Below are 26,317 nucleotides of genomic sequence, written 5' to 3'. Positions count from 1 at the left end.
GGCATGACGATGCGAACCCGAACCCTCGGAACCACCGGCCCCCAGGTCTCCGCCCTCGGCCTCGGCTGCATGGGCATGTCCGGCATGTACGGCGAGACGGACCGCGCGGAGTCGATCGCCACCCTCCACGCCGCCCTGGAGGCCGGCGTCACCCTGCTGGACACCGGCGACTTCTACGGCATGGGCCACAACGAACTGCTGATCAGCGAGGCACTGCGCACCGCTCCGGCCGCCCTGCGCGAGAACGCGCTGCTCAGCGTGAAGTTCGGCGCCCTGCGCGACCCGGACGGCGCCTGGGCAGGCTTCGACGGCCGCCCCGCCGCCGTCAAGAACTTCGCCGCGTACTCCCTGCAGCGCCTCGGCGTCGACCACATCGACGTCTACCGCCCCTCCCGGCTCGACCCGCAGGTGCCGATCGAGGAGACCGTCGGCGCGATCGCCGAACTGGTCGAGAAGGGCTGGGTCCGGCACATCGGGCTCAGCGAGGTCGGCGCCGACACCATCCGCCGGGCCGCCGCGACCGCCCCGATCGCCGACCTCCAGATCGAGTACGCCCTGATCTCCCGCAGTCCCGAGCGGGAGATCCTGCCCACCCTGCGAGAGCTGGGCATCTCCGTCACCGCGTACGGAGTGCTCTCCCGCGGGTTGATCTCCGGCCACCTCACGGCCGACCGGCAGCTCGCCGCGAACGACTTCCGCGCCCACTCGCCCCGCTTCCAGGGCGAGAACCTCCAGCACAACCTCACCCTGGTCGAGTCCCTGCGCAAGATCGCCGAACAGAAGGGCGTCACGGTCGCGCAGCTCGCCATCGCCTGGGTGCTCTCGCAAGGTGACGACATCGTGCCGCTGGTCGGCGCGAAGACCCGCGCACGGCTCGACGAGGCACTGGGCGCCCTGGACGTGACCCTGGACGCCGCCGACCTCGCCGCCATCGAGGACGCCGTACCGGCCGACGCGGCGGCCGGCCAGCGGTACGCGGCCCCGCTGATGGCCATGCTCGACAGCGAACGGTGAACACCGTGCCAGGTACCGTCTAGGCATGCCACCGAGCACCGAGACCCTGACCGCCGAGCGCATCCTCGAAGCAACCGAGGAGGTGCTGCGCCGCCACGGCCCGGCCAAGGCCACCGTGGTCGACGTGGCGCGCGCGCTCGGCGTCAGCCATGGCAGCGTCTACCGGCACTTCCGGACGAAGGCGGCGCTGCGGGAGGCGGTGACGAAGCGGTGGCTGGACCGGACGACGGGGGTGCTGGCCGGAATCGTCGAGGCGGACCGTGACCCGGAGACCCGGCTGCGGGACTGGCTCGCCGCGCTCTTCGAGGCCAAGCGCCGCAAGGCGGGCGACGATCCGGAACTGTTCGCCACGTACTCGGTCCTGGCCGGTGAGGCCGGCGAGGCGGTCACCGAGCACCTCACCGAGCTGACCGACCAGCTGACCCGCGTCGTCCAGGACGGCATCGACGCGGGCACCTTCACCGTCACCGCCCCGGCCACCACGGCCCTGGCCCTCTTCCAGGCCACCGGCCGCTTCCACGACCCCGGTTATGCCGGTGAGTGGGAGAAGCCGGGTGCGGAAGGGGAGTTCACGGCACTCCTTGACCTGCTGGTACGCGGCCTGAAGGCCTGAAGGCCTGGACCGCCGCTACGTCTGCGACGGGTCCACCGTCGCCTGGTGTTCCTCGGCCAGGTGCTCCTCCGCCTTCAGCCAGGGCAGGAACTGCGCTCCCTTGCGCCAGCCGCAGGTGTCACATCTGATCGTGCGTTGCGCGCCCTTGCGCTGCACTTGGACCACGTGTTCGCGGCCGTGCTGGTCCCAGCGGCTCACCCTGCTCGTGTTGATCTGCAACATGTGCCTCGCCTCCGGCTAGGAGTGTGCAGCAAGAACAACATCAACAGCAGTATCTTCACGGGGCGTTCGCGAGGACTTGAGCCGGGCCGGCGGCCCGGTCGATCGGTCGGTCGATCGGTCAGTCGATCGTGCGCGGCAGACGCAGGCTCAGTACGCCCGTCAGGGCCACCCCGGCCAGCTGGACGAGGAGCGTCGTCACCAGGGCGTCCCGCATGCCCATGCCCGGCGCCAGGGCGAGGAACAGGCTGCCCAGCGTGGCCACGCCGAGGGCCAGGGAGACCTGCTGGGTGGTGACCATCACGCCGCTGCCGACACCGGCCCGGGCGGGCGGCACCTCGGACAGGACGATGCGGAAGACCACGGGCAGTTGGAGGGCCTGGCCGACCCCGGCGATCGCGCCGCCGGGCAGGAGGGGAAGCAGGCCGAGGTCCGGCCAGGAGGAGCGCGCGGCCCAGATCATCAGGCCCAGGCCGACCCCCTGGATCAGCGCGCCCGCGGTCACCACCCGGGTGCCGTAGCGGGAGATCAGTCGCGGTCCGGCGATCGACGTGCACAGGAACGTCACCGCGAGCGGGACCAGCGCGAGACCCGCCTGGACGGGGCTGCGGCCCGCCCCCTCCTGGAGCGCCACCGCGATCACGAACATGAAGCCGGCGAAGCCCATCGAGAAGGGCAGGATCAGCAGCAGACCGCGGCGCAGGGACACCAGCCGGAAGAGGCTCGGCGGGACCAGGGGAGTGCGGCCCCCGCGGTCCGCCCTGAGCTCCACCGCGAAGAACGCCCCCGCCAGGAGCGGGAACGCCGCCAGCGACAGCCACGTCCACAGCGGCCAGCCCGCCGCCCTGCCCTCCGTCAGCGGGGCCAGCAGTGCGAGCAGGGCCGCCGCCAGCAGGACCGTGCCGGGGCCGTCCACCGGCTCAGGGCGGGGGGAACGGGTCTCGGGGACCGCACGGGCCGCGAGGAACAGGCCGAGCAGGACGACCGGGACGTTCACCAGGAACGCCGCCCGCCAGCTCGTGCCCGCGATGTCGGCCGCCACCAGGACACCGCCGAGGATCTGGCCCGCCACCATGGCGAGGCCCGCCGTGGCGCCGTACAGACCCATCGCCCGCGCCCGGCGGGGTCCGGCCGTCGCCGACTGGATGGTGGCGAGGACCTGCGGCAGCATCGCCGCCGACGCGGCGCCCTGGGCGACCCGCGCCGCGACCAGGGTCCACGCGGTCGGCGCGAGCCCGCACGCCAACGAGGTCAGCCCGAAGGCCAGCATGCCGCCCAGGAACAGCCGGCGCCGACCGAAGAGATCGCCGAGGCGGCCGCCGAGGACGAGGAGGACGGCGTACGACAACCCGTAGCCCGCCACGACGAGTTCGAGGACCGACTCGCTCGCGGAGAGGTCCGCGCCGATGGTGGGCAGCGCGACGTTGACGATGAAGAAGTCGATGAGGGGGAGTGCCGCGGCGAGCAGCACCGTGAACAGTCCCAGACCGCCCAACTGGGGTGGTGCGGCCGGGCGGACGGAGTGCGGAGTGGTGGTTTCGGTGGTCACACCCCTGAGCCTGCGCCCGCTCCCAGAGGGGTACCAGAGTCTTCTTATCCTGGTAGAAGAACCACCTGGCAACAGGGTCCCGACGGAGGCAGGCTGGAGGCATGACGACCATGGCCCAGGAGGCAGCCCTACCCGTGACGGCGACCGCGTCCGCCTCGGCGATCCGGCGCCATGAGCTCGCCGCCTTCCTGCGCCACCGCCGCGAGCACATCGCCCCCGAACAGGTCGGCCTGCCCCGCGGCCGCCGGCGCCGCACCCCGGGCCTGCGCCGGGAGGAGGTCGCCCAGCTCTCCGCGGTCGGCGTCACCTGGTACACCTGGCTGGAGCAGGCCCGTGACATCCAGGTCTCCGTGCAGGTCCTGGACGCCCTGGCCCGCGCCCTGCTGCTGGACTCGACCGAGCGCTCGCACCTCTTCCAGCTCGCCGGGGCCGTCGATCCGACGCCGGCCACCGTCTGCCCGTCGATCACCCCGGCGATCCGGCAGGTCCTCGAGCAACTGGAGCCGGTCCCGGCCTGTGTGCAGAACAGCCGGTACGACATCCTCGCCTACAACCGCACGTACGGTCTGCTGCTGTGCGACCTGGACGCGGTGCCGCCCGAGGACCGCAACTGCATGATCCTCTGCTACACCCACGACGACTGGCGCTCCTCGATCGTGCACCTGCCGGAGGTGCAGCGCCTGATGGCCGCCCGCTTCCGTGCCACCATGGCCGGGCACCTCGCCGAGCCCGGCTGGAAGATGCTCCTGAAGCGGCTGCGCACGGAGTCCCCGGAGTTCCGCGAGGTCTGGGACCGGCACGAGGTCATCGAACACCGGGGTCGCCGCAAGGAGTTCGTGAACCGTTACGTCGGCCGTGTCTCCGTCGACCACACCGACCTGTGGCTCGGCCCCGAGGCAGGACCGCGCATGGTGACCTACGCCCCCGCGGACGAGGAGTCCCGGCAGCGGCTGGAGAAGCTGCATGCGATCGCTCTGGAACGGACCTCGCGTCCTTCGGCGTCAGGCGAGATCGCATGCCCTTCTCCGTCCGCTCGAAAGCGACCCTGACCGGTTGTCGCTGGTGGGGATGACCGGCCGCAGTGCGGGAACCCGGTCGGTCCAAGGAGAAGACCCCCCACAGGCGAGGCGAGTCATGGCCGAGCAGAAGTCGTCGCAGCAGATAGCAGAGTCAGGATCACCATCACCGTCACCGGCGCAGGGGCTTCCGCAGCCGCTGCGGGCGGCCGTGTCGGTACTGGGGAAGGTGCCCGGGGCCGGGACCGTGGGCCGGGTGGCCGGTGGAGCACTGGACCGGGTCGGAGCCGTGTCGCCGCGCGGCCGACGGCTCGCGGTGTACGCCGGGGCCGGGGTGCTCGGCGTCGCGGGCGTCGTCGAGTGGCCCGTCGCGGTCACCGGGGCGGCGGTGGCGTGGCTGACGCAACCGAGGCCGGGGGAGCGCGGGGAGCATGGCGAGTCGGGGGAGGAGAACCGACCCACACCCCGGGTACTGGCGTCGTCACACGGCAGGCCGTCCCACTCGTCGCACGGTTCATCGCCCTCCCCGTCCCTCCGCACGCCCTCCGACAAGCTTCCTCCGCACGAGACGGCGCCGCCGTCCGACCGAGGCGGCCCCGGCGGCGCCACCGCGGGCCGTACCCGATCCGGCGACTGAGGACCAGTGATGAACCGAGGACTCACGACAGCCGCCGCGGGCCTCGTCCTGGCCGGCCCGCGCCTGCTGGCCAGGGGGACCCCCGCAGCGGTCGGCGCGGCCGCGGGAGCGGTGGCCGGAACGGCCCGGGCCGGCGTCCGCACCGCGGACTTCACGGCCCGGGCGACCAGGGCCGTCCGGGCGGCCCTCCCGGGAGCACCCCAGGGCTGGCGAGCGGGCCCGCGGGCCCATCTGGCGCTGCGCGCGCAGACGAACGGGGGCGGGGAGTACGGAGAACAGTGGGCCGACCCGGAGACCGGTGCCGTCCCCGCGTCCCCACCGCCGGGCTCCACCCCTACCGAACACCGCGCCCGCCGTCTCGTCACCGCCCTCGCCGAGCACCCCGACATCGCTCTGGCCTACTGGGACCAGGGACTCGGGCGGCTCGTCGTGACCGCGGCGGAGGGAGTGGCCACCGAGCGGGTCGTGGAGCGGGTCTCGGCGCTTGCCGAGCGGCACGGGCTGGTGGCGGCCGACCAGGATGTCGAGGAGTTCGATCACCCCGGTGACCCCGGCTCCATCCGGACCGTCGGCGTGGCGCTCGCCGCCGACGCCGTCGGAGCCGCCGCCGCGTTCGCCGGGTCCGCGCTGCGGCTGCCGGCCTCGCCGCGGCCGGTGACGGCGGTGGTGACGTTGCTGCGGGAGAACCCTCGCTTCAGGGGCTGGCTGGGAGGGCGGCTCGGGAACGCGCGGATGGACGTGGCGCTGGCCGTCGCCAACGCCGCCGTGCACGGCGCCGGTCACAGCCCCACCTCCCTGCTGCTGGACGGAACGCTGCGCACCTGCCAGCTGGCGGAGGCGGTCGTACGGACGGCCACCTTCGAGGCCGTCCACGACGACCTGTGCGTCCCGGACCGGGAGAGCGTGCCCGCGGACCTGGCCCTGCGCCCGCCGCCGCGCCCCTCGCCCGCCCAGGATTACGCGGGCCACGCCTCGGCAGGCAGCATCGCCGGCGCGGTCGCCGCGATGCTCGTCAAACACAATGTGACCGAGGCCGCGGAGGCGGTCCTCGCGGGCTCCCCGAAGGCCGCGCGTTACGGCCCCGCCGCCTTCCACGCCGTACTGAGCACAGCGCTGTCCCGTTCCGGCGTCCTCGTGCGCGACCCGGACCGGCTGCGACAACTGGAGACCGTCGGCACCGTCCTCCTGCACCCGAGCGCCCTGCGCACCCCGGGCGCGGGCGCGGACCCCTGGGCGGAACCCGTGCTGGACGCGGCCCGGCGCGCCGGACTGCGCGTCGTCGTCGTGGACGACCCCGCACTGGCCGACTTCACCGGCCTCGCCGACCAAGTCGTGGACGCTGAACGCCCGTTGAGGGACATCGTCGACCAACTCCGCCACGACGGCGACGGCGACGGCGAGGACGAGGGTGGCGGTGGCGTGCTCACCATCGCCCGCCCCCAGGACGCCGACGTCGTCGCCGGACTCCTCCGCGGCGACGTGGCCGTCTCCCTCACCGACGGCGGCTGCGCGGTCGCCTGGGGCGCCGACATCCTCGCCCCGCACGGACTGCCCGACGTCTGGCGGCTGTTGACCGCCGTACCGGCGGCCCGCGCGGTCGGCCACCGCTCCCAGACCCTGGCCCGCTCGGGCGCCGCCCTGTCCGGACTCCTCGTCGCCGTCGGCGAGCCGGGCCGCGGCGGACGCCCTACGGCACTCCCCGGCCTCCGGCACGCGCCCGTCGACGCCGCCGCGGCCGCCGCCCTCTTCACCGGCACCCGCGCCGCCCTCCGCGTGGCCACCGCGAATCCTCCGCACCCACGTCCCCGGGTCGCCTGGCACGCCCTGGACCCGGACGACGTACGCGACCGGCTGGAACAGGAGGCACCCCCGGAGCCGACGCTGGTCGAGCAGACGACCGAACGGGTCCGCACCGCCGCCGACACCGTCGTACGACTGCCCGTGCTGGCCCCCGTCCGGTGGTCGGCGCAGCTCGCCCGGGCCGTGCGCGGGGAGCTGGACGACCCGCTGACCCCCGTCCTGGCGGTCGGCTCGGCCGCGTCCGCGATCCTCGGGTCCGCGATGGACGCCCTGCTGGTGGTCGGCGCCCTCGACCTGAACGCCCTCGTCGGCGGACTCCAGCGGCTGCGTGCCGAGCGGGCCCTGTCCGGGCTGCTCGCCCAGCAGAAGCAGAAGGCCCGGGTCGCGGAGGAGGACCGGGAGCCGCATGTCGTCGACGCCGCCAAGCTGCGCCCGGGGGACGTCATCGAGCTCACGCTGGACGACGTCGTGCCCGCCGACGCCCGCCTGCTGTGGGAGGACGGCCTGGAGGTCGACGAGTCCGCGCTGACCGGCGAGTCCCTCCCGGTGGACAAGTCCACCGACCCGAGCCCGCGCGCCCCCGTCGCCGAACGGCACTGCATGGTCTTCGAGGGCACGACCGTGGTGGCCGGACAGGCCCGCGCGGTCGTCGTGGACACCGGCGACCGCACCGAGGCCGCCCGCGCCGTCGCGCTCGCCGCCCGCAACCCGGCCGCCGCCGGAGTCCAGGCCCGGCTCCAGGAACTCACCCGCAAGGCAATGCCGTTGACGATGGCGGGCGGCGCCGCGGTCACCGGGCTCGCCCTGGTGCGCGGCACGCCCTTGCGGCAGGCGGTCAGCGGCGGGGTCGCGGTCGCGGTGGCCGCCGTACCGGAAGGGCTGCCGCTGGTGGCCACGGTCGCCCAGCTGGCGGCGGCCCGCCGGCTCAGCGCGCACGGCGTCCTGGTCCGCGCCCCGCGCACCCTGGAGGCCCTGGGCCGCATGGACACCATCTGCTTCGACAAGACCGGCACGCTCACCGAGAACCGGCTGCGCCTGGTCCGGGTCACCGACGCGAACGGCACGGTGTACACCCTCGACGAGCCCGGCGCGGACGGCCCGCTGCGGATCGCCGCCCGTGCCTGCCCCCAGCTCGACGGCGACTCCGAGCAGCGCCCGGCCCACGCCACCGACGAGGCCGTCCTGGACGCCGCCGCCCCCGACGAGGAGTGGACGCAACTGGAGGGCCTCGCCTTCGAGGCCGGCCGCGGATACGCCGCCGCCGTCGGACACCCGGGCGACGGTTCCCCGGTCCTCGTCATCAAGGGCGCCCCCGAGACCGTCCTGCCCGCCTGCGCCGACCTGCCCGGCGAGGCCTCCGAACGGGCCCAGTCGCTGGCCCGGGACGGCCTGCGCGTCCTGGCGGTGGCCCGGCGTCCGCTCGACGGTGACGGCTACGGCGACGGCTACGGTGGCGGCGACGAGAAGGCCGTACTCGAGGAGCCTTTGCGGGACCTGGAGTTCGTGGGGCTCCTGGCTCTCGCCGACGTCGCCCGGGAGACCTCCCCGGCCCTCGTCCGGGGGCTGCGCGAGGCGGGCGTACGGCCCGTCGTGCTGACCGGCGACCACCCGCAGACCGCCCACGCCATCGCCACCGACCTCGGCTGGCCCGAGGACGCCACGGTCGTCACCGGCGACGAACTGGCCGCCGCCGACCGTTCGGCCCGCTCCCGGATGCTGCGCGACGCCGATGTCGTGGCCCGGGTCGCGCCCGAGCAGAAACTCCAGGTCGTCGAGGCGCTCCGGGACGCGGGCCGGGTCGTCGGCATGGTCGGCGACGGCGCCAACGACGCGGCGGCCATCCGCGCCGCCAACATCGGCGTCGGCATCAGCGCCCGCGGCTCGGCCGCCGCCCGCAACGCCGCCGACCTCGTCCTGACCGGTGACGACCTCACCGTCCTCATCGAGGCCGTCCGCGAGGGCCGCGCCCTGTGGCACAGCGTCGCCGACGCCATCGCCATCCTCATCGGCGGCAACGCGGGCGAGGTGGGCTTCGGCATCCTCGGCACGCTCCTGTCGGGCGCCGCGCCCCTGTCCACCCGCCAGATGCTCCTGGTGAACCTCTTCACCGACCTGTTCCCGGCGATGGCGGTGGCGGTGACGCCGACGGAGAAACCGACGGAGGACGAGCCCTCGGTCGACACGATCCTGGGCGCCGCCCTGACCCGACAGATCCGCGACCGCGCGATCACCACGTGCCTGGGCGCCACCGTGGCCTGGCTGATCGGCCGCTTCACCCCGGGCACGGCCCGCCGCTCGACGACGATGGCACTGTGCGCGGTGGTGGGCACGCAGCTGGCCCAGACCTGGGCGGACCGTCGGGAGAGTCCTTTGGTCCGCGTGACGTCACTGGGCTCGGCGGCGGCGTTGGTCGCGCTGGTGGAGACACCGGGCGTGAGCCAGCTGTTCGGCTGCACGCCGCTGGGGCCGCTGGCGTGGGCGGGGGTGGCGGCGGCGATCGTGCTGGCGCTGGCGGGGCAGAGGTTTGTGCCTGTACTGGAGCGAACGGTACTGAATCGACTGAGCCGAGTTGACGCACTTTAGGGGCGCGGGGCTGTATCGATGTGCGGCTACCGCCGCGTGGGCGCGAGCAACCCCCACCGGCTCGCAGCCGCCGAACTACGCGCTGACCCCCGCCGCCTCGCGAACCTCCACGGACTCCAGCCGCTCAGCCGTCCGCTCAGCAGAACGCCGGGCCCACGGCCCAGTGGTCACCGCCCCGAGCACCAGCACAGCGACCCCGCACCCGGCCAGAATCCACCACCCCGGCACGGCAGCAGACACGAACTTCTCCCGGTACGACGACGAGCTCACCCCTGAGGCCAGCACCGCCCCGATCACCGCGACCCCGAGCGTCTGCCCCAGCTGACGGCTCGTGGACGCGACCGCGGCGGCAACCCCCGCCTGGGCCCGCGGCATCCCCGACACCGCCGTGTTCGTGATCGGCGCGTTGACGAACCCGAACCCGATTCCGAACAACATGTACCCGAGGAACAGCGTCACGTCGGACGTTTCCGCGTCGAAAGCCGCGAAGAGCACCCCGCTCACCGTCATGGCGACCCCAGCGATCACCAACGGCAGCCTCGGCCCCCGGCTCCCCACCAGCCGCCCGGCCAGCGGCGCGCACAGGAACATCGGCACTGCCATCGGCAGCATCCACAGGCCGGCGTGCAGCGCGTCCAGCCCGCGGACGTTCTGCAGGTACAGCGTCGACAGGAACAGGAATCCGCCAAGTCCCGCGAACGCGCTGATCGCGATCACCGTGGCCCCGCTGAACGGCGCGGACCGGAAGAACCGCAGGTCGATGAGGGGTTCGTCACGCCGGGGCTCGTACCAGAGCAGTCCGGCCAGGGCGACGACGGCCACGACGGCGAAGGGCAGGACGGAGGAGAACCCCGAGGCCGGCGCCTCGATGATCGCGTACGTCAGTGAGCCGAACAGCGCGATCACCAGGACCTGGCCGACCGGGTCGGGGCGGCGGGCCTTCGGCGCCCGGGACTCGGGCACGTACCGCAGGGTGAGCAGCAGGGCCGCGAGGCCGACCGGCAGGTTGACCCAGAAGATCGAGCGCCAGCCGACCGAGTCCACGAGCACGCCGCCGACCAGCGGTCCCGCGGCCATGGAGATGCCGACGACCGCGCCCCACACCCCGATCGCCCGTGCCCGCTCGCGCGGGTCCGTGAAGGTGTTGGTGATGATCGACATCGCGACCGGGTTGAGCATCGAACCGCCGACCGCCTGCACCATGCGGAAGGCGATCAGCGCCTCCAGGTTCGGGGCGGCGGAACACAGCGCGGAGCCGATCGTGAAGACGATCAGGCCCGCCATGAAGACGCGCTTGCGGCCGATGCGGTCGCCGGTGGAGCCGGCCAGCATCAGCAGCGAGGCGAGGACGAGGGTGTATGCGTCGATCGTCCACTGGAGGCCCGCCGTGCTCGCGTCCAGGCCTCGCTGCATGGCGGGCAGGGCGACGTTGAGGGCGGTGGTGTCGAGACTCACGATCAGCAGGCTCATGCAGCAGATCGCGAGTACCAGCATGCGTCGGCGATGGCTGAGCTCGGGCATGAATGCCATCGTACGCCGATTTCAATAGTGCGTCTAACTAATGGTTGATGCATGATCATTGGCCGGGCTGCGGGAGGGATGCGTGACAATGGGGGAATGCAGATCGGCCCTCACCCCGTCCAGCCCCCCGTCGTCCTGGCCCCCATGGCCGGGATCACCAACGCGCCCTTCCGCACGCTGTGCCGGGAGTTCAGCGGCGGGAAGGGGCTGTTCGTCAGCGAGATGATCACGACCCGGGCGCTCGTCGAGCGCAACGAGAAGACCATGCAGCTGATCCACTTCGACGAGAGCGAGACGCCTCGTTCGATCCAGCTGTACGGCGTCGACCCGGCCACCGTCGGCAAGGCCGTCCGCATGATCGCGGAAGAGGATCTCGCCGACCACATCGACCTGAACTTCGGGTGTCCGGTGCCGAAGGTGACGCGGAAGGGGGGCGGGTCCGCGCTGCCGTACAAGCGTCCTCTGCTCCGGGCGATCCTGCGCGAGGCCGTGAGCGGGGCGGGGGATCTGCCGGTCACGATGAAGATGCGCAAGGGGATCGACGACGACCACATCACGTATCTGGACGCCGGGCGGATCGCGGTCGAGGAGGGGGTCACGGCGATTGCTCTGCACGGCCGTACCGCCGCTCAGCACTACGGCGGCACGGCGGACTGGGACGCGATCGCCCGCCTGAAGGACCACGTGCCGGAGATTCCCGTGCTCGGCAACGGGGACATCTGGTCGGCGTCGGACGCGCTGCGGATGGTGGCGTCCACCGGCTGCGACGGGGTGGTCGTCGGGCGGGGGTGTCTGGGGCGGCCGTGGCTGTTCGCGGATCTGGTGGCGGCGTTCGAGGGGCGTACGGACGACGTTGCGCGGCCTTCGTTGCGGGAGGTGGCGGATGTCATGGTCCGGCATGCCACGTTGCTGGGGGAGTGGATCGGGGACGAGGCCCGTGGGGTCATCGACTTCCGTAAGCACGTGGCCTGGTATCTGAAGGGCTTCGCGGTCGGCAGCGAGATGCGCAAGCGGCTGGCGATCACGTCGTCGCTGGCGGAACTGCGGTCCGGGCTGGACGAGTTGGACCTGGACCAGCCGTGGCCGGTCGGCGCGGACGGGCCGCGTGGTCGTACGTCCGGCAATAACCGGGTGGTGCTGCCGGACGGTTGGCTGAAGGATCCGTACGACTGTGGGGCGGGGGTTGGGGAGGAGGCGGAGCTGGATACGTCGGGGGGTTGAGCGGCTTTCGGGCGCGGGTTCGGTGGGGGCGGGCGTTTTTGCGCAGTTCCCCGCGCCCCTTTTGTGCCTGCGGCGGCCCGTTTCGGCTCCGGTGGGGGCTTGTGTAGCGCGGGGGGGGGGGGGTGGGGGGGGGGGGGGGGGGGGGGGGTCGTTCTTGGTTCGGGCGGCTCGGTTGCTTTGGCGGTGCTCGGTAACGGACGCCGGCCGCTGCGGGCGGACACCCCCCACCCCGTCCCCTGCGCGCCGTACGCGGCCAACGGCCCGTCGTGGCGCACGGTGCGACCAACAGCCGGCCGCGGCGCGCGAGGTGGGGATCGGTCCGTCGTGGCCCGGGTGACTGCAACTCCTTAGGGGCGCGGGGAACTGCGCGACCAGCCCCCACCGGGCCGCAGTCGCCCGACTACCCGACCCGGCACCCCCGTAGGCGCAGCGTCACCCCTTTGACGGGTGTGGAGTCGAGCCGTATGCCGTCAGGAAGCGGTCTCGGAAGGAGCTCATCTTCCAGACCGGGGCGTTGTGGGCCGGCTTCAGGCCGTCCGTCCAGTTCCAAGAGGCGATCTTGTCCAGGACCTTCGGGTCCTTGGCGACGATGGAGATCGGCACGTCACGGCTGGCGTTCTCCCCGCTGACCCGGGCGATCGGCTGATGGTCGCCGAGGAAGACGAGGACCGTGTCGTCGTTGCCGTAGCGCTCCAGCCACTGGGTCAGTGAGGTCACCGAGTAGGAGATGGACTTGCCGTACTCCTGCTTGGAGCGGGTGGGGTCGGCGATGATGTCGGAGGCTTTGTTGCCCGCCTTCTGGATGGGCTTGAAGATCGAGCCGTCGCCGAGGTCGTTCCAGTCGACCATCTTCGGGATGGGTGCCCAGGGCTGGTGGCTGGAGGTCAGGATGATCTCGGACATCAGCGGCTTGTCGCGCTTCTTGCCGTGGATCTGGCGCTGGTAGGCCTCCAGGGCGTACTGGTCGGGCATCGTCGACCAGCTGAACTTGGGTCCCTGGTAGCCGAGTTGGAAGGCGTTGTAGACCTTGTCGAGGTCGTAGTACTTCTGCTCGGGCCAGCCCTTCTGGACGCCCGGCATCACCCCGACCGTGTCCCAGGCGCCGGTCTTCTTGAAGGCCTTGGTGAGGCTGAGGTGGTCGCTGGCCATGACCGTGCGGTAGCGCTGCTGGTTGTCGATCCACAGGCCGGTGAGGGTCGTCGAGTGGCCCAGCCAGCTGCTGCCGCCGTACGTCGCCGACGTCAGCCAGCCGCTCTTCGCGTGGAAGCCGGCCTTCGCGAGGGCCGCGGTGCTGGTGTCGAGGGTCCTGTCCACGCCGGGCGCGATCGCCGGGTCCTCGACGGCGCTGCGGCCGTAGCTCTCGATGAAAGTGAAGATCATGTCCTTGCCGCGCAGGTCGGGCACCAGCTGGGAGCCGGGCGTGTTCCCGAAGGCGTCGGCCTTGGCCACCTTCTGGAACTCCGCCTCGTCCCGCACGGTGTACAGCACCCGCTTGGCCTGGGTGGCGGCGAGCGCGGCGGTGTGTTCGGAGGCCAGCGGAATGCCGAAGATCTGCAGACCGAGCGCGGAGCAGGTGACCCAGACGGTGGCCGCGACGAGGGTGCCCCGGGTGGCGGTCTGCCGGTCCAGGACCAGCAGACCGCTCAGCCGGACCATCGCCAGCGCCATGAGAGCCAGCAGGAGGAGTACGAGGGCGACCGCGCCGACCGCGGCAGCGACCGCCACTCCCTTGCCCATCGAGTCCGCGACATACGACTGCGCGTCGTCGAGCAACTCCCAGTCGAGGACGGGATTGAAGGGGCGCCCGAGGTAGTCGTTGAATCCCATGTCGAGCAGGTTGATGATTGTCATCGCTCCGAGCCCTACCCCGGACACCACGGCCACCACCAGCCGCGGCCGACGCGGCAGCGCCAGCGCCACGGCCGCCCCGATGATCGCCTCCGCCGGAATCCGCACGAACGCCCGCGGGTGCAGATAGGGCACCTTGTTCGGGAGGAGCAGGGCGCCGAGGACGAGCAGGGCGGCCAGGATGTTGAGGGCCCACCGCGTGTTGCGTACGGCGGTGGGGTGCGTGTCCCGCCAGGACCGCTTCCCGGCCGGCGTACCGTCCGCATCCGTCGCCTCGGCCTCGGGTGACGTGCTCTCTGCAAGGGTCTCGGACACCCGAGGGTCCTTCCGTACGGTCCTGGTAGGAGGCGGACCCGATATGGGGTCTCGGATCCGCCACATTCCCGTACGTCCCGCTTCCGGCAGCAGTTCACCGCTGCGGGCAAACACCGGGCAAACGCGTGGTCAACGGTCAGATTCGGCTTTTGGGGGCGCGGGGAACTGCGCGATCAGCCCCCACTGCCCCGCAGACGCCACACAACCTTTCGGCCCCTGCGCTCACGCGCCTCCCACCGCCGTCAGCAGCGCGAGCGGCGCCGCGGCGGACCGGGACTCCCGTACGCACGCGTGCGGGTACGGCACCGGCTCCGCATGGGAGTCCCGCCCGTACCCGGCGAGGACTTCCGGCAGCCGGTGCCCGGTGGCCGTCGCCGCGTCCACCAGCCCGTGGGCCACCGCCCGTGCCTCGTCGTGCAGGCCGTACCGGGCCAGGCCCAGCGTGATCAACGCGTTGTCGTGCGGCCACACCGAGCCCCGGTGATACGAGAGCGGGTGATACGCCGCCTGTCCGGCCGCCAGTGTCCGGACCCCCCACCCGGAGAAGAAGTCCGGCTCCAGCAACCGCCGCCCCACCAGTTCTCCGTACTCCTTGTCGAGCAGACCGGACCACAGCAGATGCCCGGCGTCGGAGGCCAGCGCGTCGACCTGTCGGCCCTCGCCGTCCAGGGCGAGCGCGGGGAAAGTGCGGTCCGGCATCCAGAAGTCCCGCTGGAAGCGGTCCCGCAGGTCCGCCGCGGCCTGTTCGAGGAGCGCCGCGTAGGTCTCGTCCTCCCACACCGTGCGCGCGACCCACGCGGTCCGGCGCAGCGCGTCGTACGCATAGCCCTGGGCGCCCGCGGCCATCACCGGTCCGCTCGGGCGGCTCCCGTCGGCGCCGCAGATCGACCCGGGGGAGTCCTTCCAGTTCTGGTTGGCGAGGCCGCCCTGGTCGGCGCGGTAGACGAGGTAGCCGCGCGAGGTGAGTCCGCCGTGGTCGAGCATCCAGCCGATCGCCGCACGGGCGTGCGGCTCCAGGCGCCGGGCGAGCGGGAGGTCCCCGGTGTGTTCCACGTAGGCGCCGAGCAGGACGAGGAACAGGGGGGTGGCGTCGACCGAGCCGTAGTAGCGGCCGTACGGCACCTGCCCGAAGTGGGCCAGCTCTCCGTGCCGCACCTCGTGCACGATCTTGCCGGGCTGGGCCACGGAGGCCGCGCCGGTCTCGGTGGCCTGGGTCGCGGCGAGCGCGGGGAGCGTCGCGGCGGCCAGCTGGGGGCGGTAGGGGAGGGCGAAGAGCGAGGTGAGGAGGGCGTCACGGCCGAGGAGGGTGAGGAACCAGGGGGCTCCGGCGGCCGGGACACGCAGGTCCTCGCCGTCGGGGCCGGTCGCCGGGACCTGGAGCGAGGCGAGGTCGGCGAGACCGCGGGCGCAGGCGGCGGCGAGCTCCGGCCAGCCGGTCGGGAAGGCGATGCCCTCCACGAACTCGCCTTCCAGCGAGAGGAGTTGGCGGTTCAGTGCGGCCGGGGAGCTCGGTACCCGGCGGGCCCGCTTGTCGCCGTGCGGGCGGGCCATCACCCGCAGCGTCAGCTCGGCCGTGCCGTGCGGCTCCAGGTCCAGCGTCCAGACCAGGCGCCTGGCTCCGGTGCCCGTCTCCTCGACGCCGTCCGGGGCGGGGTCGGCCGTCACCGTCGTACACGAACGCCACTCGGCGCGTTGGTAGGTGAACTCCACGCCGTCGTCGAGGATTTCGCGGCGGCGGGTCGCGCCGGTCTTCGTGTAGGTGCGGTAGTCGGAGCGGAGTTCGAACTGGTCGGTGAAGTCGGCGTCCGCGGTGACCGCGAGGCGGACCGTCGTCGGCACCGGGCGGTTGCTGGTGACCCGGAGGGACTCGACGAACGAGCCGTCCCCCACCGCCTGTTCGCGGAAGAGTGTGCAGGCGGGCGGCTCCTGGCGGCCGCCGCGCGGGACGAGGACACAGCGCGCGGTGTCGCCGTCGGCCACCGGCGACAGCGCCTCCGGTACGGCGCCGTCGACCGTGAGCTGCCAGCGGCTCAGGTGCCGGGCGTCGCGTACGAACAGTCCGTCCGGGGAACTGCCGCCGCCCCGGACGCCGCTGATGTCCCCGCCGTCACCCACGGCCGCGAACGTCCCGCCGTGCACGAGCAGATGATGCCGGTCCGTCATCGCCGGTTCCCTCCCTTGAGTCCCATGTCCGCCGTGACTGTGGTGTCGCTGTGCAGCAGGTCGAGCGCGAGCGCGGCGGTCCAGCTGAAGCCGGTCGCCCCGCAGGCCTCTGAGGTGTACGGGTCGACGTACTCCGCGAAGTCGGTGGTCCCGGCGAGTTCCAGGGCCGACTCCCGCAGCGCGTCGGCCCGGCGGTGCTCGCCCTGGGTGCGCAGCCCGCGCTCCAGCAGCCAGGCGGTGTTGAACCAGGCCGGACCGCGCCAGTAGCGGTGCGGGTCGAAGGCCTCGCCGAGGAGGTCGTAGCTGGGGACTAGGCGGGTGGTGGTGCCGAGGCCGAAGTGGGGGCCGGAGGCCGTCCGCACGACCTCCGTGACGATGTCCCGCGGGAGGCTGGGGAGCAGCAGGGGGAGCAGACCGGAGACTCCGCGCTCGGGGATCAGGGCGCCGCGCCTGTCCTGGGCGGATCCTCGCAGGTCCCGGCAGAGGAACATCCCGCTCGCCGGGTCCCACAGCCGGTCCACCAGCGCCGCCGTCAGCCGCTCCGCGCGCGCGTGCCGGGCCGTGCCGGGCGCCCCCAGCTCCTCGGCGATCCGGGCGAGGGCGTGTTCGGAGGCGATGAGCAGGGCGTTGAAGGCCGGGTCCTCGACGGCGAACTCGCCACCGCCGTCGGCGTATCCGCCGTCCCGGTAGTCCGTCGCCAGCCGCACGTACCGTCCGTAGTCCAGATCCGTCGGCCGGTCCTCGGCGGCCCCGTGGTCGAGGTCGGCGCGGCGGAAGGAGCGGGCCGGCGCCGGTGTGACGCGGGAGAGCGGGAGGTCCCAGGCGGGGCTGTTGTCCATACCCTGTTCCCAGGGGTGCACGACGGACGCGAGGCCGCCGCCGCCCAGGTCGCGGCGGTGCAGGAGGTAGCGGTGCCAGGCGGCCAGGCGCGGGTACATCCGGGCGAGGAAGCCGCGCGCACGGGACAGACCGGGGTCGGCGCGGTGGACCAGCCACACCGCCAGGGCGTGCACCGGTGGCTGCACGATGCCGGACGTCTGTACGGTGCGCGGGGCGCCCGCGGCGTGCCCCGCGGTCGAGGAGCGCCAGAAGTCGGGGCTCGGGAAGTACGCGTCGAGCGGTACGGAGGGGTTGAAGACGATGTGCGGGACGCGCCCGTCGCCCCACTGGGCCGCCAGCAGCGTCTCCAGCTCGGTCTGGGCCCGCAGCGGGGAGAGGTGGCGCAGGCCGATCGCGATGAACGCGGAGTCCCAGGACCATTGGTGCGGGTACAGACTGCGCGAGGGCACCGTGGAGACGCCGGTCCAGTTGCCTTCCAGCACCCTCGCCGCCCTGACGTGCAGGGAATGTGACGAACCCGGCGGATCGTATGCGATCGAGCGCGCCGCGGAAGGGGTGATGAGCTGGGCAGTGCGATCCACTCGGGGCTCCCCGAAAGACGTGTGACCGAGCGGTTCGGTCAGGGCTACCTTAGGGTTACGTCTATTTAACACGCAAAACTCAGAATGTAATGCAGAGTTGAGAAACACAAGGGGGTGTGCATGACCGGACGGAGTCAGACCGGCGCCGGAGATCTGCTCGAACTGGTCCGCAGCGGGCGAGCCGTCACGCGCGGGGCGCTCCAGCAGGCCACCGGACTGTCCCGGGCGACCGTCGGCCAGCGCCTCGACCGGCTCTTCCGCGCGGGCTGGCTGCGCGAGGGCGCCGGGGGTCCCGTCGACTCCCCGCTGGGCGGCCGCCCCTCCATCACCCTGGAGTTCGACGACGCCCATGCCGTCGTCCTCGCCGCCGACCTGGAGACCCGGCACGCGCGCGCGTGCGTGGTGTCACTGACCGGCGAGATCCTCGCCGAGCACAGCGGCGCCCTGGCGATCGAGGACGGCCCGGACGCCGTGCTCGGCGAGCTGGGCCGCTGGTTCGCCGAGCTGCTGGAGAAGGCCGGGCACCGCGCGGAGGAGGTCTGCGGGATCGGGCTCGCCGTGCCGGGCCCGGTCGACCTGGAGAGCGGACGGGTGGTCCAGCCGCCGATCATGCCGGGCTGGGACGGCTACGACATAAGAGGCCGCCTGTCCGGAGCCTTCACCGAGCACACCGGGGCCGGTCCGGTCCCCGTGCTCGTCGACAACGACGCCAACCTCATGGCGTACGGCGAACAGCGCACGGCGTACCCCGACTGCTCGGCGTTCGTCCTGGTCAAGGTCTCGACGGGCATCGGTGCCGGAGTCGTGGTCGACGGCTCGGTCTACCGGGGCATCGACGGCGGCGCGGGCGACCTCGGCCACATCCGGGTCCCCGCGGGCGCGGAGGCGCTGTGCCGGTGCGGTTCCTACGGCTGTCTCGCCGCCGTCGCGAGCGGGGGTGCCGTAGCGCGGCGGCTGGCGGCGGCCGGGGTGCCGGCGGCCTCGGGCTCGGATGTGCGCGACCTGCTCGCCTCCGGGCATCCGGAGGCGGCGGCGCTCGCACGTGATGCGGGGCGGCAGGTCGGGGACGTGCTGGCGACCGTCGTGACCCTGCTGAACCCCGGGGTTCTGATGATCGCCGGAGATCTGGCCGGTACTCCCTTCCTCACGGGTGTCCGGGAGCTGCTGTACCAGCGGGCGCTGCCCCGCTCCACCGCCCGCCTCGAGGTCGTTACCTCGCGGCTGGGGGAGCGGGCCGGGCTGATCGGGGCGGGTGCGCTGGTCGTGGAGCATCTGTACGCGCCCGAGCGGGTCGAGGAGAGGTTGCTGGCCATGGGCGTATGACGTCCGTGTTTCCGCCTCCGTTTCCGTCCGGATGCGCGTCCGCATGGTGAAATCCGGCGCCCTGTGGCAGCGTGATTCTCGCCACCCTTGAGAAGGGTGCCGCTCGGATGAGCGGATCTTGGGCGACTGCACTTCTCCAAGGGGTGGCACTGAGTGCCACCCCTTGATCGTTCATCGATCGAAATCAGACGGGCGAATGGCCGCTCTGATGAGCGGTTGAAAGCGCTTGTGGGGGTTGCCGCGTTCAAGAAGTGAAAACATCCGCCGCCTGTCGCTTGCCAAGCTTTGACTTTCGATCCGCTGGCGGACGACTGGTTACGGGCGTATGACGCCCGAGTAGACGTACCCAGACGCCTTCGATCTGGGTATGTTCCTCGCCGTCAGGGCAGCCACCGCGTCCTCGAGGGAGTCGAGACCCGTGTCGGAAAACAAAGAACCCCACGTAGCGAAGTTCGTCTATGACTTCACCGAGGGAAACAAGGACCTCAAGGACCTCCTGGGTGGCAAGGGAGCGAACCTCGCCGAGATGACCAACCTGGGACTCCCCGTTCCCCCCGGCTTCACCATCACGACGGAAGCCTGCAAGGTCTACCTGGACAGCGGCGAGGAGCCCGCGGCACTGCGTGACGAGGTGAGTGCGCACCTCGACGCGCTGGAGCAGCGCATGGGCAAGAAGCTCGGCCAGGCCGACGACCCGCTGCTCGTCTCCGTCCGCTCCGGCGCGAAGTTCTCCATGCCGGGAATGATGGACACGGTCCTGAACATCGGTCTCTCCGACAAGTCGGTCCAGGGTCTCGCCCAGCAGGCCGGCGACGACCGTTTCGCCTGGGACTCCTACCGACGGCTCATCCAGATGTTCGGCAAGACCGTCCTCGGCGTCGACGGCGACCTCTTCGAGGAGGCCCTCGAGAAGGCCAAGGAGGCCAAGAAGGTCACGGTCGACACCGACCTGGAGGCCGCCGACCTCAAGAAGCTCGTCACCGCCTTCAAGAAGATCGTCAAGAAGGAGGCGGGCCGGGACTTCCCGCAGGACCCGCGCGAGCAGATGGACCTCGCCATCCACGCGGTCTTCGACTCCTGGAACACCGACCGCGCCAAGCTGTACCGCCGCCAGGAGCGCATCCCGCACGACCTGGGCACCGCGGTCAACGTCTGCTCGATGGTCTTCGGCAACCTCGGCCCGGACTCCGGCACCGGCGTCGCGTTCACCCGTGACCCCGCCTCCGGACACCAGGGCGTCTACGGCGACTACCTCCAGAACGCCCAGGGCGAGGACGTCGTCGCGGGCATCCGCAACACCGTCCCGCTCGCGGAGCTGGAGCAGATCGACAAGAAGTCGTACGACCAGCTGATGCAGATCATGGAGACGCTGGAGAACCACTACAAGGACCTCTGCGACATCGAGTTCACCATCGAGCGCGGTCAGCTGTGGATGCTCCAGACCCGGGTCGGCAAGCGCACCGCGGGTGCGGCCTTCCGGATCGCGACCCAGCTGGTGGACCAGGGCCTGATCGACGAGGCGGAGGCGCTCCAGCGCGTCACCGGCGCCCAGCTCGCGCAGCTGATGTTCCCGCGCTTCGACGAGAACACCAAGGTCGCGCAGGTCGGCCGGGGCATCGCGGCCTCGCCGGGCGCGGCCGTGGGCAAGGCGGTCTTCGACTCGTACACCGCGGTGAAGTGGTCGCGTTCGGGCGAGAAGGTCATCCTGGTCCGCCGCGAGACGAACCCGGACGACCTGGACGGCATGATCGCGGCCGAGGGCATCCTGACCTCGCGCGGCGGCAAGACCTCCCACGCGGCCGTGGTCGCGCGCGGCATGGGCAAGACCTGTGTCTGTGGCGCGGAGGAGCTGGAGGTCGACACCAAGCGGCGCCGGATGACGGTCCCGGGCGGACACGTCGTGGAGGAAGGCGACCTGATCTCCATCGACGGTTCGAGCGGCAAGGTGTACCTCGGTGAGGTCCCGGTCGTCCCCTCTCCCGTCGTGGAGTACTTCGAGGGCCGGATGCACGCCGGTGCCAACGACGCCGACGAGCTGGTCGAGGCCGTGCACCGGATCATGGCGTTCGCCGACCGCAAGCGGCGCCTGCGGGTGCGGGCCAACGCGGACAACGCCGAGGACGCGATGCGCGCCCGTCGCTTCGGCGCCCAGGGCATCGGCCTGTGCCGTACCGAGCACATGTTCCTCGGTGACCGCCGCGAGCTGGTCGAGCGGCTCATCCTGGCCGACACGGAGGCCGAGCGCGAGGAGTCGCTGAAGGCGCTGCTCCCGCTGCAGAAGCAGGACTTCGTGGAGCTGTTCTCGGCGATGGACGGGCTGCCGGTGACGGTACGGCTGCTGGACCCGCCGCTGCACGAGTTCCTGCCCGACATCACCGAACTGTCGGTCCGCGTGGCGCTCGCGGAGTCCCGTCAGGAGCCGCACGAGAACGAACTGCGGCTGCTCCAGGCCGTGCACCGGCTGCACGAGCAGAACCCCATGCTGGGCCTGCGCGGAGTGCGCCTCGGCCTGGTCATCCCCGGCCTGTTCACCATGCAGGTCCGCGCGATCGCGGAGGCCGCGGCCGAACGCAAGAACGCCAAGGGCGACCCGCGCGCGGAGATCATGATCCCGCTGGTGGGCACGGTCCAGGAGCTGGAGATCGTCCGCGAGGAGGCCGACCAGGTCGTCGCGGAGGTCGAGGCGGCGACGGGTGTGGACCTGAAGCTGTCGATCGGCACGATGATCGAGCTCCCGCGCGCCGCGCTGACCGCCGGCCAGATCGCGGAGGCCGCAGAGTTCTTCTCCTTCGGCACCAACGACCTCACCCAGACGGTGTGGGGCTTCAGCCGGGACGACGTGGAGGCGAGCTTCTTCACGGCCTACCTGGAGAAGGGCATCTTCGGCGTCTCCCCGTTCGAGACGATCGACAAGGACGGCGTGGGCTCCCTGGTGAAGCTGGCCGCCGAGGCGGGCCGCGCGACCCGCCCCGACCTCAAGCTCGGCGTCTGCGGCGAGCACGGCGGCGACCCGGAGTCGGTCCACTTCTTCCACGAGGTGGGTCTGGACTACGTCTCCTGCTCCCCGTTCCGCATCCCGGTGGCCCGCCTGGAGGCGGGGCGCGCGGCGATCACGGCGAACGGCAGCGACCACCGATAGGCAGCTGACGGGCCTGACGGCCCTGACGGCCCTGGAACCCCGGATCCGCCGCCCGTCCCCGACCCTCATCCGATGGGCGGCGGTTCCGGATCACGAAGAGAGGGCGGCACCCTTGTGCGGGGGTGCCGCCCTTTCGTTGCGGCTGAGGCCGCGAGTCCGCTGCCGACGGCTCAGCTGTCGCAGGCCACCCCGTCGTTGTCCCGGTCCAGGTGGGAGGCGTAGCCCGGCTCGCCTCGGTGGATCGGTGCGGCGCCGGCGGCGCGGGCCTCGGAGCAGTTGGCGTAGGAGACGCTGCCGGGGTCCGGATCGGCCCCGGAGCCGGTGTCCGCCTCGGCCTGTGCCGTGACCGTCCTGGTGACCTTGACGGTCTTCGTGGCGGTCACCGTGGCCGCCGGTTCCGGTTCGGCCGTCGCCGTCGCCGTGGTGGTCGCCGTCACGGTCACCGTCGGCTGCGGCTTGGCGGCGGCGGGCTTCGCGTCGTTCGTCGTCTTGTCCGGGTCGCCGGCGCCTATGCCGATGCCGAGAAACAGCGCGAGCGCGAGGGCCGGCAGGACGTACCGCTTACGGGCCCACTTCGGGGCGGGTCGGGAAGCGGGCGTCGGCGTCGGTGTCGGCTGCCACGGCGGGGTGGGTTGATTGTTGTACGGGTTGGCCATGTCGTCCCCCTGGAGGTGTTACGTGAGGGGATGACCGTAATGCCGGGGCCGCGATTGTGGAGGTGAAGTGTTCATTCCGTGACCATTACATGTCAGGCGGTGGTGGGGGAACGGATTACATCCGCTGCGCCGCGCTCGTAGGGTGGATCCCACCCCATCCGTGGAGGGAGCCCGGCCATGTCAGGTTGGAGTGCGAAGGCCATCCCCGATCAGAGCGGACGCGTGGCCGTCGTCACCGGGGCCAACAGCGGCATCGGGTACGTCACCGCGCGGGAACTCGCCCGCAGGGGTGCCCGTGTGGTGCTCGCCTGCCGCAGCGAGGCGCGCGGTGCCGAGGCCGGGAAGCGGCTGGTCGCCGAAGTGCCGGGCGCCGAGGTGGAGTTCGCCCGCCTGGATCTCGGCGACCTGTCCTCCGTACGGGAGTTCGCGACGGCGTATCCCTACGACCGCCTCGACCTGCTGATCAACAACGCGGGCGTGATGGCACTGCCGTACGGAACCACGGCGGACGGCTTCGAGACGCAGTTCGGCACGAACCACCTGGGCCACTTCGCGCTGACCGGCCTGCTGCTGCCCACGCTTCTCGAGACACCCGCCGCACGCGTCGTGACCGTGTCCAGCACGGCGCACGCGCTGGCCAACATCGACATCGACGACCTCAACAGCGAGCGCTGCTACCGCCGTTGGGTCGCCTACGCCCGCTCCAAGACCGCCAATCTGCTCTTCGTCCACGAACTGGCCCGCAGGCTGGCCGCCCACGGCTCGGACGTGGTCGCGGCGGCGGCGCACCCGGGGTACGCGGCCACCAACCTCCAGACGGCGGGCCCGAAGATGTCGGGCCGCAGGGCGGCGGAACGCTTCATACGGGTCGGTAACCGTTTCTTCGCCCAGTCCGCCGACGCCGGGGCCCTGCCCACCCTCTACGCCGCCACCGCCCCCGACGTACCGCCCGACTCCTTCACCGGCCCGTCCCTGGCAGGGTGGCGCGGTTCCCCGGCCCCCTCCTGGCGGGCCCCCTGGACACGGGACGACCGGGCGTCGCAGCGCCTTTGGGCCGCCTCGGAGGAGCTCACGGGAGTGGCGTACGACGCCCTGAAGGCCTGAGACCTCCGAGCCCTCAGTCCTTGCGGCCGGTCACCGCCACCGTCACGCCCAGCCCGATCATGGTCAGTCCGCCGACCCCGCCCACCAGGGAGAGGCGGCGCGGCGAGCGGGCGAACCAGCCCCGCGCGGTCGCCGCGACCAGCCCCCACACGGCGTCGGAGACCAGCGCGATGACGTTGAACACCAGCCCGAGCAGCAGCATCTGCACGGCCACGTGGTCCTGGCCGCGGTCCACGAACTGCGGCAGTACGGCGGCGAAGAACACGATGGTCTTGGGGTTGGTCACACCGACCGCGAACCCCTCCCAGAACGTCCGCAGACCGCCGTGCCCCGCCGCCGCGGCCGTCACGCCCTCGGCGAACACAGCGCGCAGCGACCCGCGCCCGCGCCACGCCTTGACGCCCAGGTACACGAGGTAGGCGGCACCGGCGAGCTTGAGCGTGGTGAAGACCAGGACCGAGCGCTCCACGATCGAGCCGACCCCGAACGCGACGGCCAGGACCAGCACATAGGCGCCGACCGTGTTCCCGGCCACCGTGGTCAGGGCGGCACGCCGTCCCTGAGCGAGCGCCCGGCCGATCACGAAGAGCACGCTGGGTCCGGGGACCACGATCAGCAGGAACGACATGGCCGCGAAGGCGAGAAGACGGTCGGTGGGCACCATGGCGCCATGCAAGCACGCAGGACCCGCGCCCTCCAGCGGATTTTCGCCGGCCGATCTTCGTCGGCGGATCTGTCAGGCCGTCGCACCGCTGTCCACGACCAGGTCGGTGCCCACCACCGACGAGGCGTCGTCCGAGGCCAGGTACAGGACGGCGGCGGCGATCTCGGACCTGGTCGAGACACGGCCCAGGGGGAGGGCGGCCTTCACACGCTCGGCGCGGTCCGCCTCCGTCTCGCCGGCGCGCAGGGACATCGGGGTGTCCACCGCGCCGGGACTGACCGCGTTGATGCGGACGCCGTCGTGGATGTGGTCCAGGGCCGCGCCCCGGGTGAGGGCGGAGACGGCCGCCTTGGTGGCGGCGTACGCGGCGGCGCCGGGGGCGCGGGTGTGGGCGCCGAACGTGGAGGCGATGTTCACGATCGCGCCGCCGGAGGACTGCGAGCGCATCTGGCGGATCTCGGCCCGGAGCGCCAGGAACATCCCGGTGAGGTTGATGTCGAGCTGCTCCTGCCAGTCCGCCGACGACAGTTCGGCCAAGGGCTGCCCGCCCCGGAACACCCCCGCGTTGTTGACGGCCACGTCGAGCGAGCCGAAGCGGTCCACCGCGGCGTCCACGACGGCCTGTATCTCGGCCTCCCGCGCGACGTCCCCGGTCACCATGAGCGCCTTGCCGCCCGCCTCCTCGATCAGCCGGACCGTTTCCGTCAGCGGCTCCCGCCCGCGTCCGGCGACGACCACCTGCGCACCCTCCGCGGCGAACGCCAGGGCGATGGCGCGGCCGATTCCCGAGCCCGCGCCGGTGACGAGAGCGGCCCTGCCGGTGAAGCGCGTCATGATCTCCCCTGATTCTTGACCGACTTATTCTTGACCGATCGGTTCAGTATGGCGGCAAAAAAAGGGGCGCCGCCTGCCCTGAAAGAGTTCAGTCGAGCAGCGCCAGCGCCTGTTCCGCCGCGTCCCGCACCCGCGCCGGGTCCGCCGACGCCTTGCCGACGACCCGCAGTCCCTGGAGTAGCACCAGCAGCATCCTCGCGAGGGTCAACGGGTCGCGGTCCGCCGCCAGTTCGCCCTGCGCCTGCGCGCGGACCAGCGCCGAGTGCAGCACGGTCTCCAGCTGGTCCCAGTTGCGCTCGACGTGCCGCGCGGCCGCCGGGTCGTGCGGGGCCAGTTCGGCCGCCGCGTTGGTGACCATGCAGCCGTTCCGGCGCAGTTGCTCGTCGGCCGCCTCCGTGGCGTACCGCCGTACGACTGCGCGCACGGCCGGCAGTGCGGGCCCCGGTTGGGACAACTCCCGCACGATCGGCGGGAGTCCTGCCCGGTCGTAGCGGTCCAGCGCCCTCAGATACAGCTCGTGCTTGCTGCCGAAGGTCGCGTAGACACTGGCCCGCCCGATGCCGAGATGCTCGACCAGGTCGGACATCGACGTCGCCTCGTAGCCGCGCCGCCAGAACAGCTCCAGAGCTGCCTGCAGCGCGGCCTCGGGATCGAACTCCTTGGTCCTGGCCACGTAC

At 72.1% G+C, this 26,317-nt stretch carries 19 protein-coding genes; 9 read left to right on the top strand and 10 right to left on the bottom strand.

The features are described 5' to 3' along the window. Positions 1 to 3 precede the first annotated feature (3 nt). Both ACIBJB_RS03770 and ACIBJB_RS03765 read left to right on the top strand, forming a co-directional pair. Positions 4 to 1,014 (top strand): aldo/keto reductase, encoded by a 1,011-nt coding sequence (locus tag ACIBJB_RS03770; RefSeq protein WP_398926141.1) that lies wholly within the window; start codon positions 4 to 6, stop codon positions 1,012 to 1,014. Between the two features lie 25 nt (positions 1,015 to 1,039). Continuing rightward, complete coding sequence (locus ACIBJB_RS03765) at positions 1,040 to 1,627, top strand: TetR family transcriptional regulator (protein ID WP_398926139.1); 588 nt, start codon at positions 1,040 to 1,042, stop codon at positions 1,625 to 1,627. Between the two features lie 15 nt (positions 1,628 to 1,642). Here the strand turns inward: ACIBJB_RS03765 and ACIBJB_RS03760 are convergent, their stop codons facing one another. Both ACIBJB_RS03760 and ACIBJB_RS03755 read right to left on the bottom strand, forming a co-directional pair. Continuing rightward, positions 1,643 to 1,849 (bottom strand): hypothetical protein, encoded by a 207-nt coding sequence (locus tag ACIBJB_RS03760; protein ID WP_059205432.1) that lies wholly within the window; start codon positions 1,847 to 1,849, stop codon positions 1,643 to 1,645. 118 nt (positions 1,850 to 1,967) lie between these two features. Beyond that, positions 1,968 to 3,395, bottom strand: coding sequence for an MFS transporter (locus ACIBJB_RS03755; protein ID WP_398926137.1), 1,428 nt, complete (start codon positions 3,393 to 3,395; stop codon positions 1,968 to 1,970). A 101-nt stretch (positions 3,396 to 3,496) separates the two neighbouring features. Here ACIBJB_RS03755 and ACIBJB_RS03750 point away from each other — a divergent pair, with 101 nt between their 5' ends. The 3 genes from ACIBJB_RS03750 (at position 3,497) to ACIBJB_RS03740 (ending at position 9,431) form a co-directional block, all read left to right on the top strand. Continuing rightward, entirely contained in the window at positions 3,497 to 4,444 is a 948-nt protein-coding gene (locus ACIBJB_RS03750) for a helix-turn-helix domain-containing protein (RefSeq protein WP_398926134.1), read from the top strand. Between the two features lie 85 nt (positions 4,445 to 4,529). Further along, complete coding sequence (locus ACIBJB_RS03745) at positions 4,530 to 5,048, top strand: hypothetical protein (RefSeq protein ID WP_398926132.1); 519 nt, start codon at positions 4,530 to 4,532, stop codon at positions 5,046 to 5,048. Between the two features lie 9 nt (positions 5,049 to 5,057). Next, positions 5,058 to 9,431 (top strand): HAD-IC family P-type ATPase, encoded by a 4,374-nt coding sequence (locus tag ACIBJB_RS03740; RefSeq protein WP_398926130.1) that lies wholly within the window; start codon positions 5,058 to 5,060, stop codon positions 9,429 to 9,431. A 75-nt stretch (positions 9,432 to 9,506) separates the two neighbouring features. On the opposite strand, the gene ACIBJB_RS03735 is transcribed toward ACIBJB_RS03740, so the two are convergent. Further along, positions 9,507 to 10,952: an MFS transporter gene (locus ACIBJB_RS03735; RefSeq protein ID WP_398926128.1), complete on the bottom strand. Its 1,446-nt coding sequence runs from the start codon at positions 10,950 to 10,952 to the stop codon at positions 9,507 to 9,509. Between the two features lie 96 nt (positions 10,953 to 11,048). On the opposite strand from ACIBJB_RS03735, the gene dusB reads away from it, so the two are divergent. Next, complete coding sequence (gene dusB, locus ACIBJB_RS03730; protein ID WP_398926124.1) at positions 11,049 to 12,173, top strand: tRNA dihydrouridine synthase DusB; 1,125 nt, start codon at positions 11,049 to 11,051, stop codon at positions 12,171 to 12,173. Between the two features lie 432 nt (positions 12,174 to 12,605). On the opposite strand, the gene ACIBJB_RS03725 is transcribed toward dusB, so the two are convergent. The 3 genes from ACIBJB_RS03725 to ACIBJB_RS03715 form a co-directional block, all read right to left on the bottom strand. Continuing rightward, the gene (locus ACIBJB_RS03725) at positions 12,606 to 14,336 is read right to left on the bottom strand and encodes a CDP-alcohol phosphatidyltransferase (protein ID WP_398926122.1); all 1,731 of its coding nucleotides are present in this window, start codon (positions 14,334 to 14,336) and stop codon (positions 12,606 to 12,608) included. Positions 14,337 to 14,558: 222 nt separating this feature from the next. Continuing rightward, positions 14,559 to 16,499, bottom strand: coding sequence for a glycogen debranching N-terminal domain-containing protein (locus tag ACIBJB_RS03720; RefSeq protein ID WP_398926120.1), 1,941 nt, complete (start codon positions 16,497 to 16,499; stop codon positions 14,559 to 14,561). After that, positions 16,496 to 17,920, bottom strand: a complete 1,425-nt coding sequence (locus ACIBJB_RS03715; RefSeq protein ID WP_398926118.1) for an MGH1-like glycoside hydrolase domain-containing protein — start codon at positions 17,918 to 17,920, stop codon at positions 16,496 to 16,498. Before ACIBJB_RS03715 ends, ACIBJB_RS03720 begins: the two co-directional genes overlap by 4 nt. Positions 17,921 to 18,040: 120 nt before the next feature. Between ACIBJB_RS03715 and ACIBJB_RS03710 the strand changes: the two genes are divergently transcribed. Next, complete coding sequence (locus ACIBJB_RS03710) at positions 18,041 to 19,243, top strand: ROK family protein (protein WP_398926116.1); 1,203 nt, start codon at positions 18,041 to 18,043, stop codon at positions 19,241 to 19,243. A 418-nt stretch (positions 19,244 to 19,661) separates the two neighbouring features. Further along, a complete protein-coding gene (ppdK, locus tag ACIBJB_RS03705; protein WP_398926114.1) occupies positions 19,662 to 22,382 on the top strand; it encodes a pyruvate, phosphate dikinase in 2,721 nt (906 codons plus the stop codon). A gap of 170 nt (positions 22,383 to 22,552) precedes the next feature. Here the strand turns inward: ppdK and ACIBJB_RS03700 are convergent, their stop codons facing one another. Beyond that, positions 22,553 to 23,038, bottom strand: coding sequence for an excalibur calcium-binding domain-containing protein (locus ACIBJB_RS03700; RefSeq protein WP_398926112.1), 486 nt, complete (start codon positions 23,036 to 23,038; stop codon positions 22,553 to 22,555). 177 nt (positions 23,039 to 23,215) lie between these two features. On the opposite strand from ACIBJB_RS03700, the gene ACIBJB_RS03695 reads away from it, so the two are divergent. Beyond that, on the top strand, positions 23,216 to 24,142 hold the full coding sequence (locus ACIBJB_RS03695; protein ID WP_398926110.1) for an oxidoreductase: 927 nt from the start codon (positions 23,216 to 23,218) through the stop codon (positions 24,140 to 24,142). 13 nt (positions 24,143 to 24,155) lie between these two features. Here ACIBJB_RS03695 and ACIBJB_RS03690 read toward each other — a convergent pair whose 3' ends face one another. The 3 genes from ACIBJB_RS03690 to ACIBJB_RS03680 all read right to left on the bottom strand — a co-directional run bounded on the left by ACIBJB_RS03690 (position 24,156) and on the right by ACIBJB_RS03680 (position 26,313). Continuing rightward, positions 24,156 to 24,806 carry a LysE family translocator gene (locus ACIBJB_RS03690; protein WP_398926108.1) on the bottom strand — a complete coding sequence of 217 codons (651 nt, stop codon included), beginning with the start codon at positions 24,804 to 24,806 and terminating at the stop codon, positions 24,156 to 24,158. Positions 24,807 to 24,878: 72 nt separating this feature from the next. Next, positions 24,879 to 25,640 carry an SDR family NAD(P)-dependent oxidoreductase gene (locus tag ACIBJB_RS03685; protein WP_398926107.1) on the bottom strand — a complete coding sequence of 254 codons (762 nt, stop codon included), beginning with the start codon at positions 25,638 to 25,640 and terminating at the stop codon, positions 24,879 to 24,881. 88 nt (positions 25,641 to 25,728) lie between these two features. Further along, entirely contained in the window at positions 25,729 to 26,313 is a 585-nt protein-coding gene (locus ACIBJB_RS03680) for a TetR/AcrR family transcriptional regulator (RefSeq protein ID WP_398926105.1), read from the bottom strand. Positions 26,314 to 26,317 lie beyond the last annotated feature (4 nt).

Source organism: Streptomyces sp. NPDC050759, from assembly GCF_044456945.1.
GTDB lineage: Bacteria > Actinomycetota > Actinomycetes > Streptomycetales > Streptomycetaceae > Streptomyces.
This window is presented reverse-complemented; position numbering and strand designations above follow the sequence as displayed.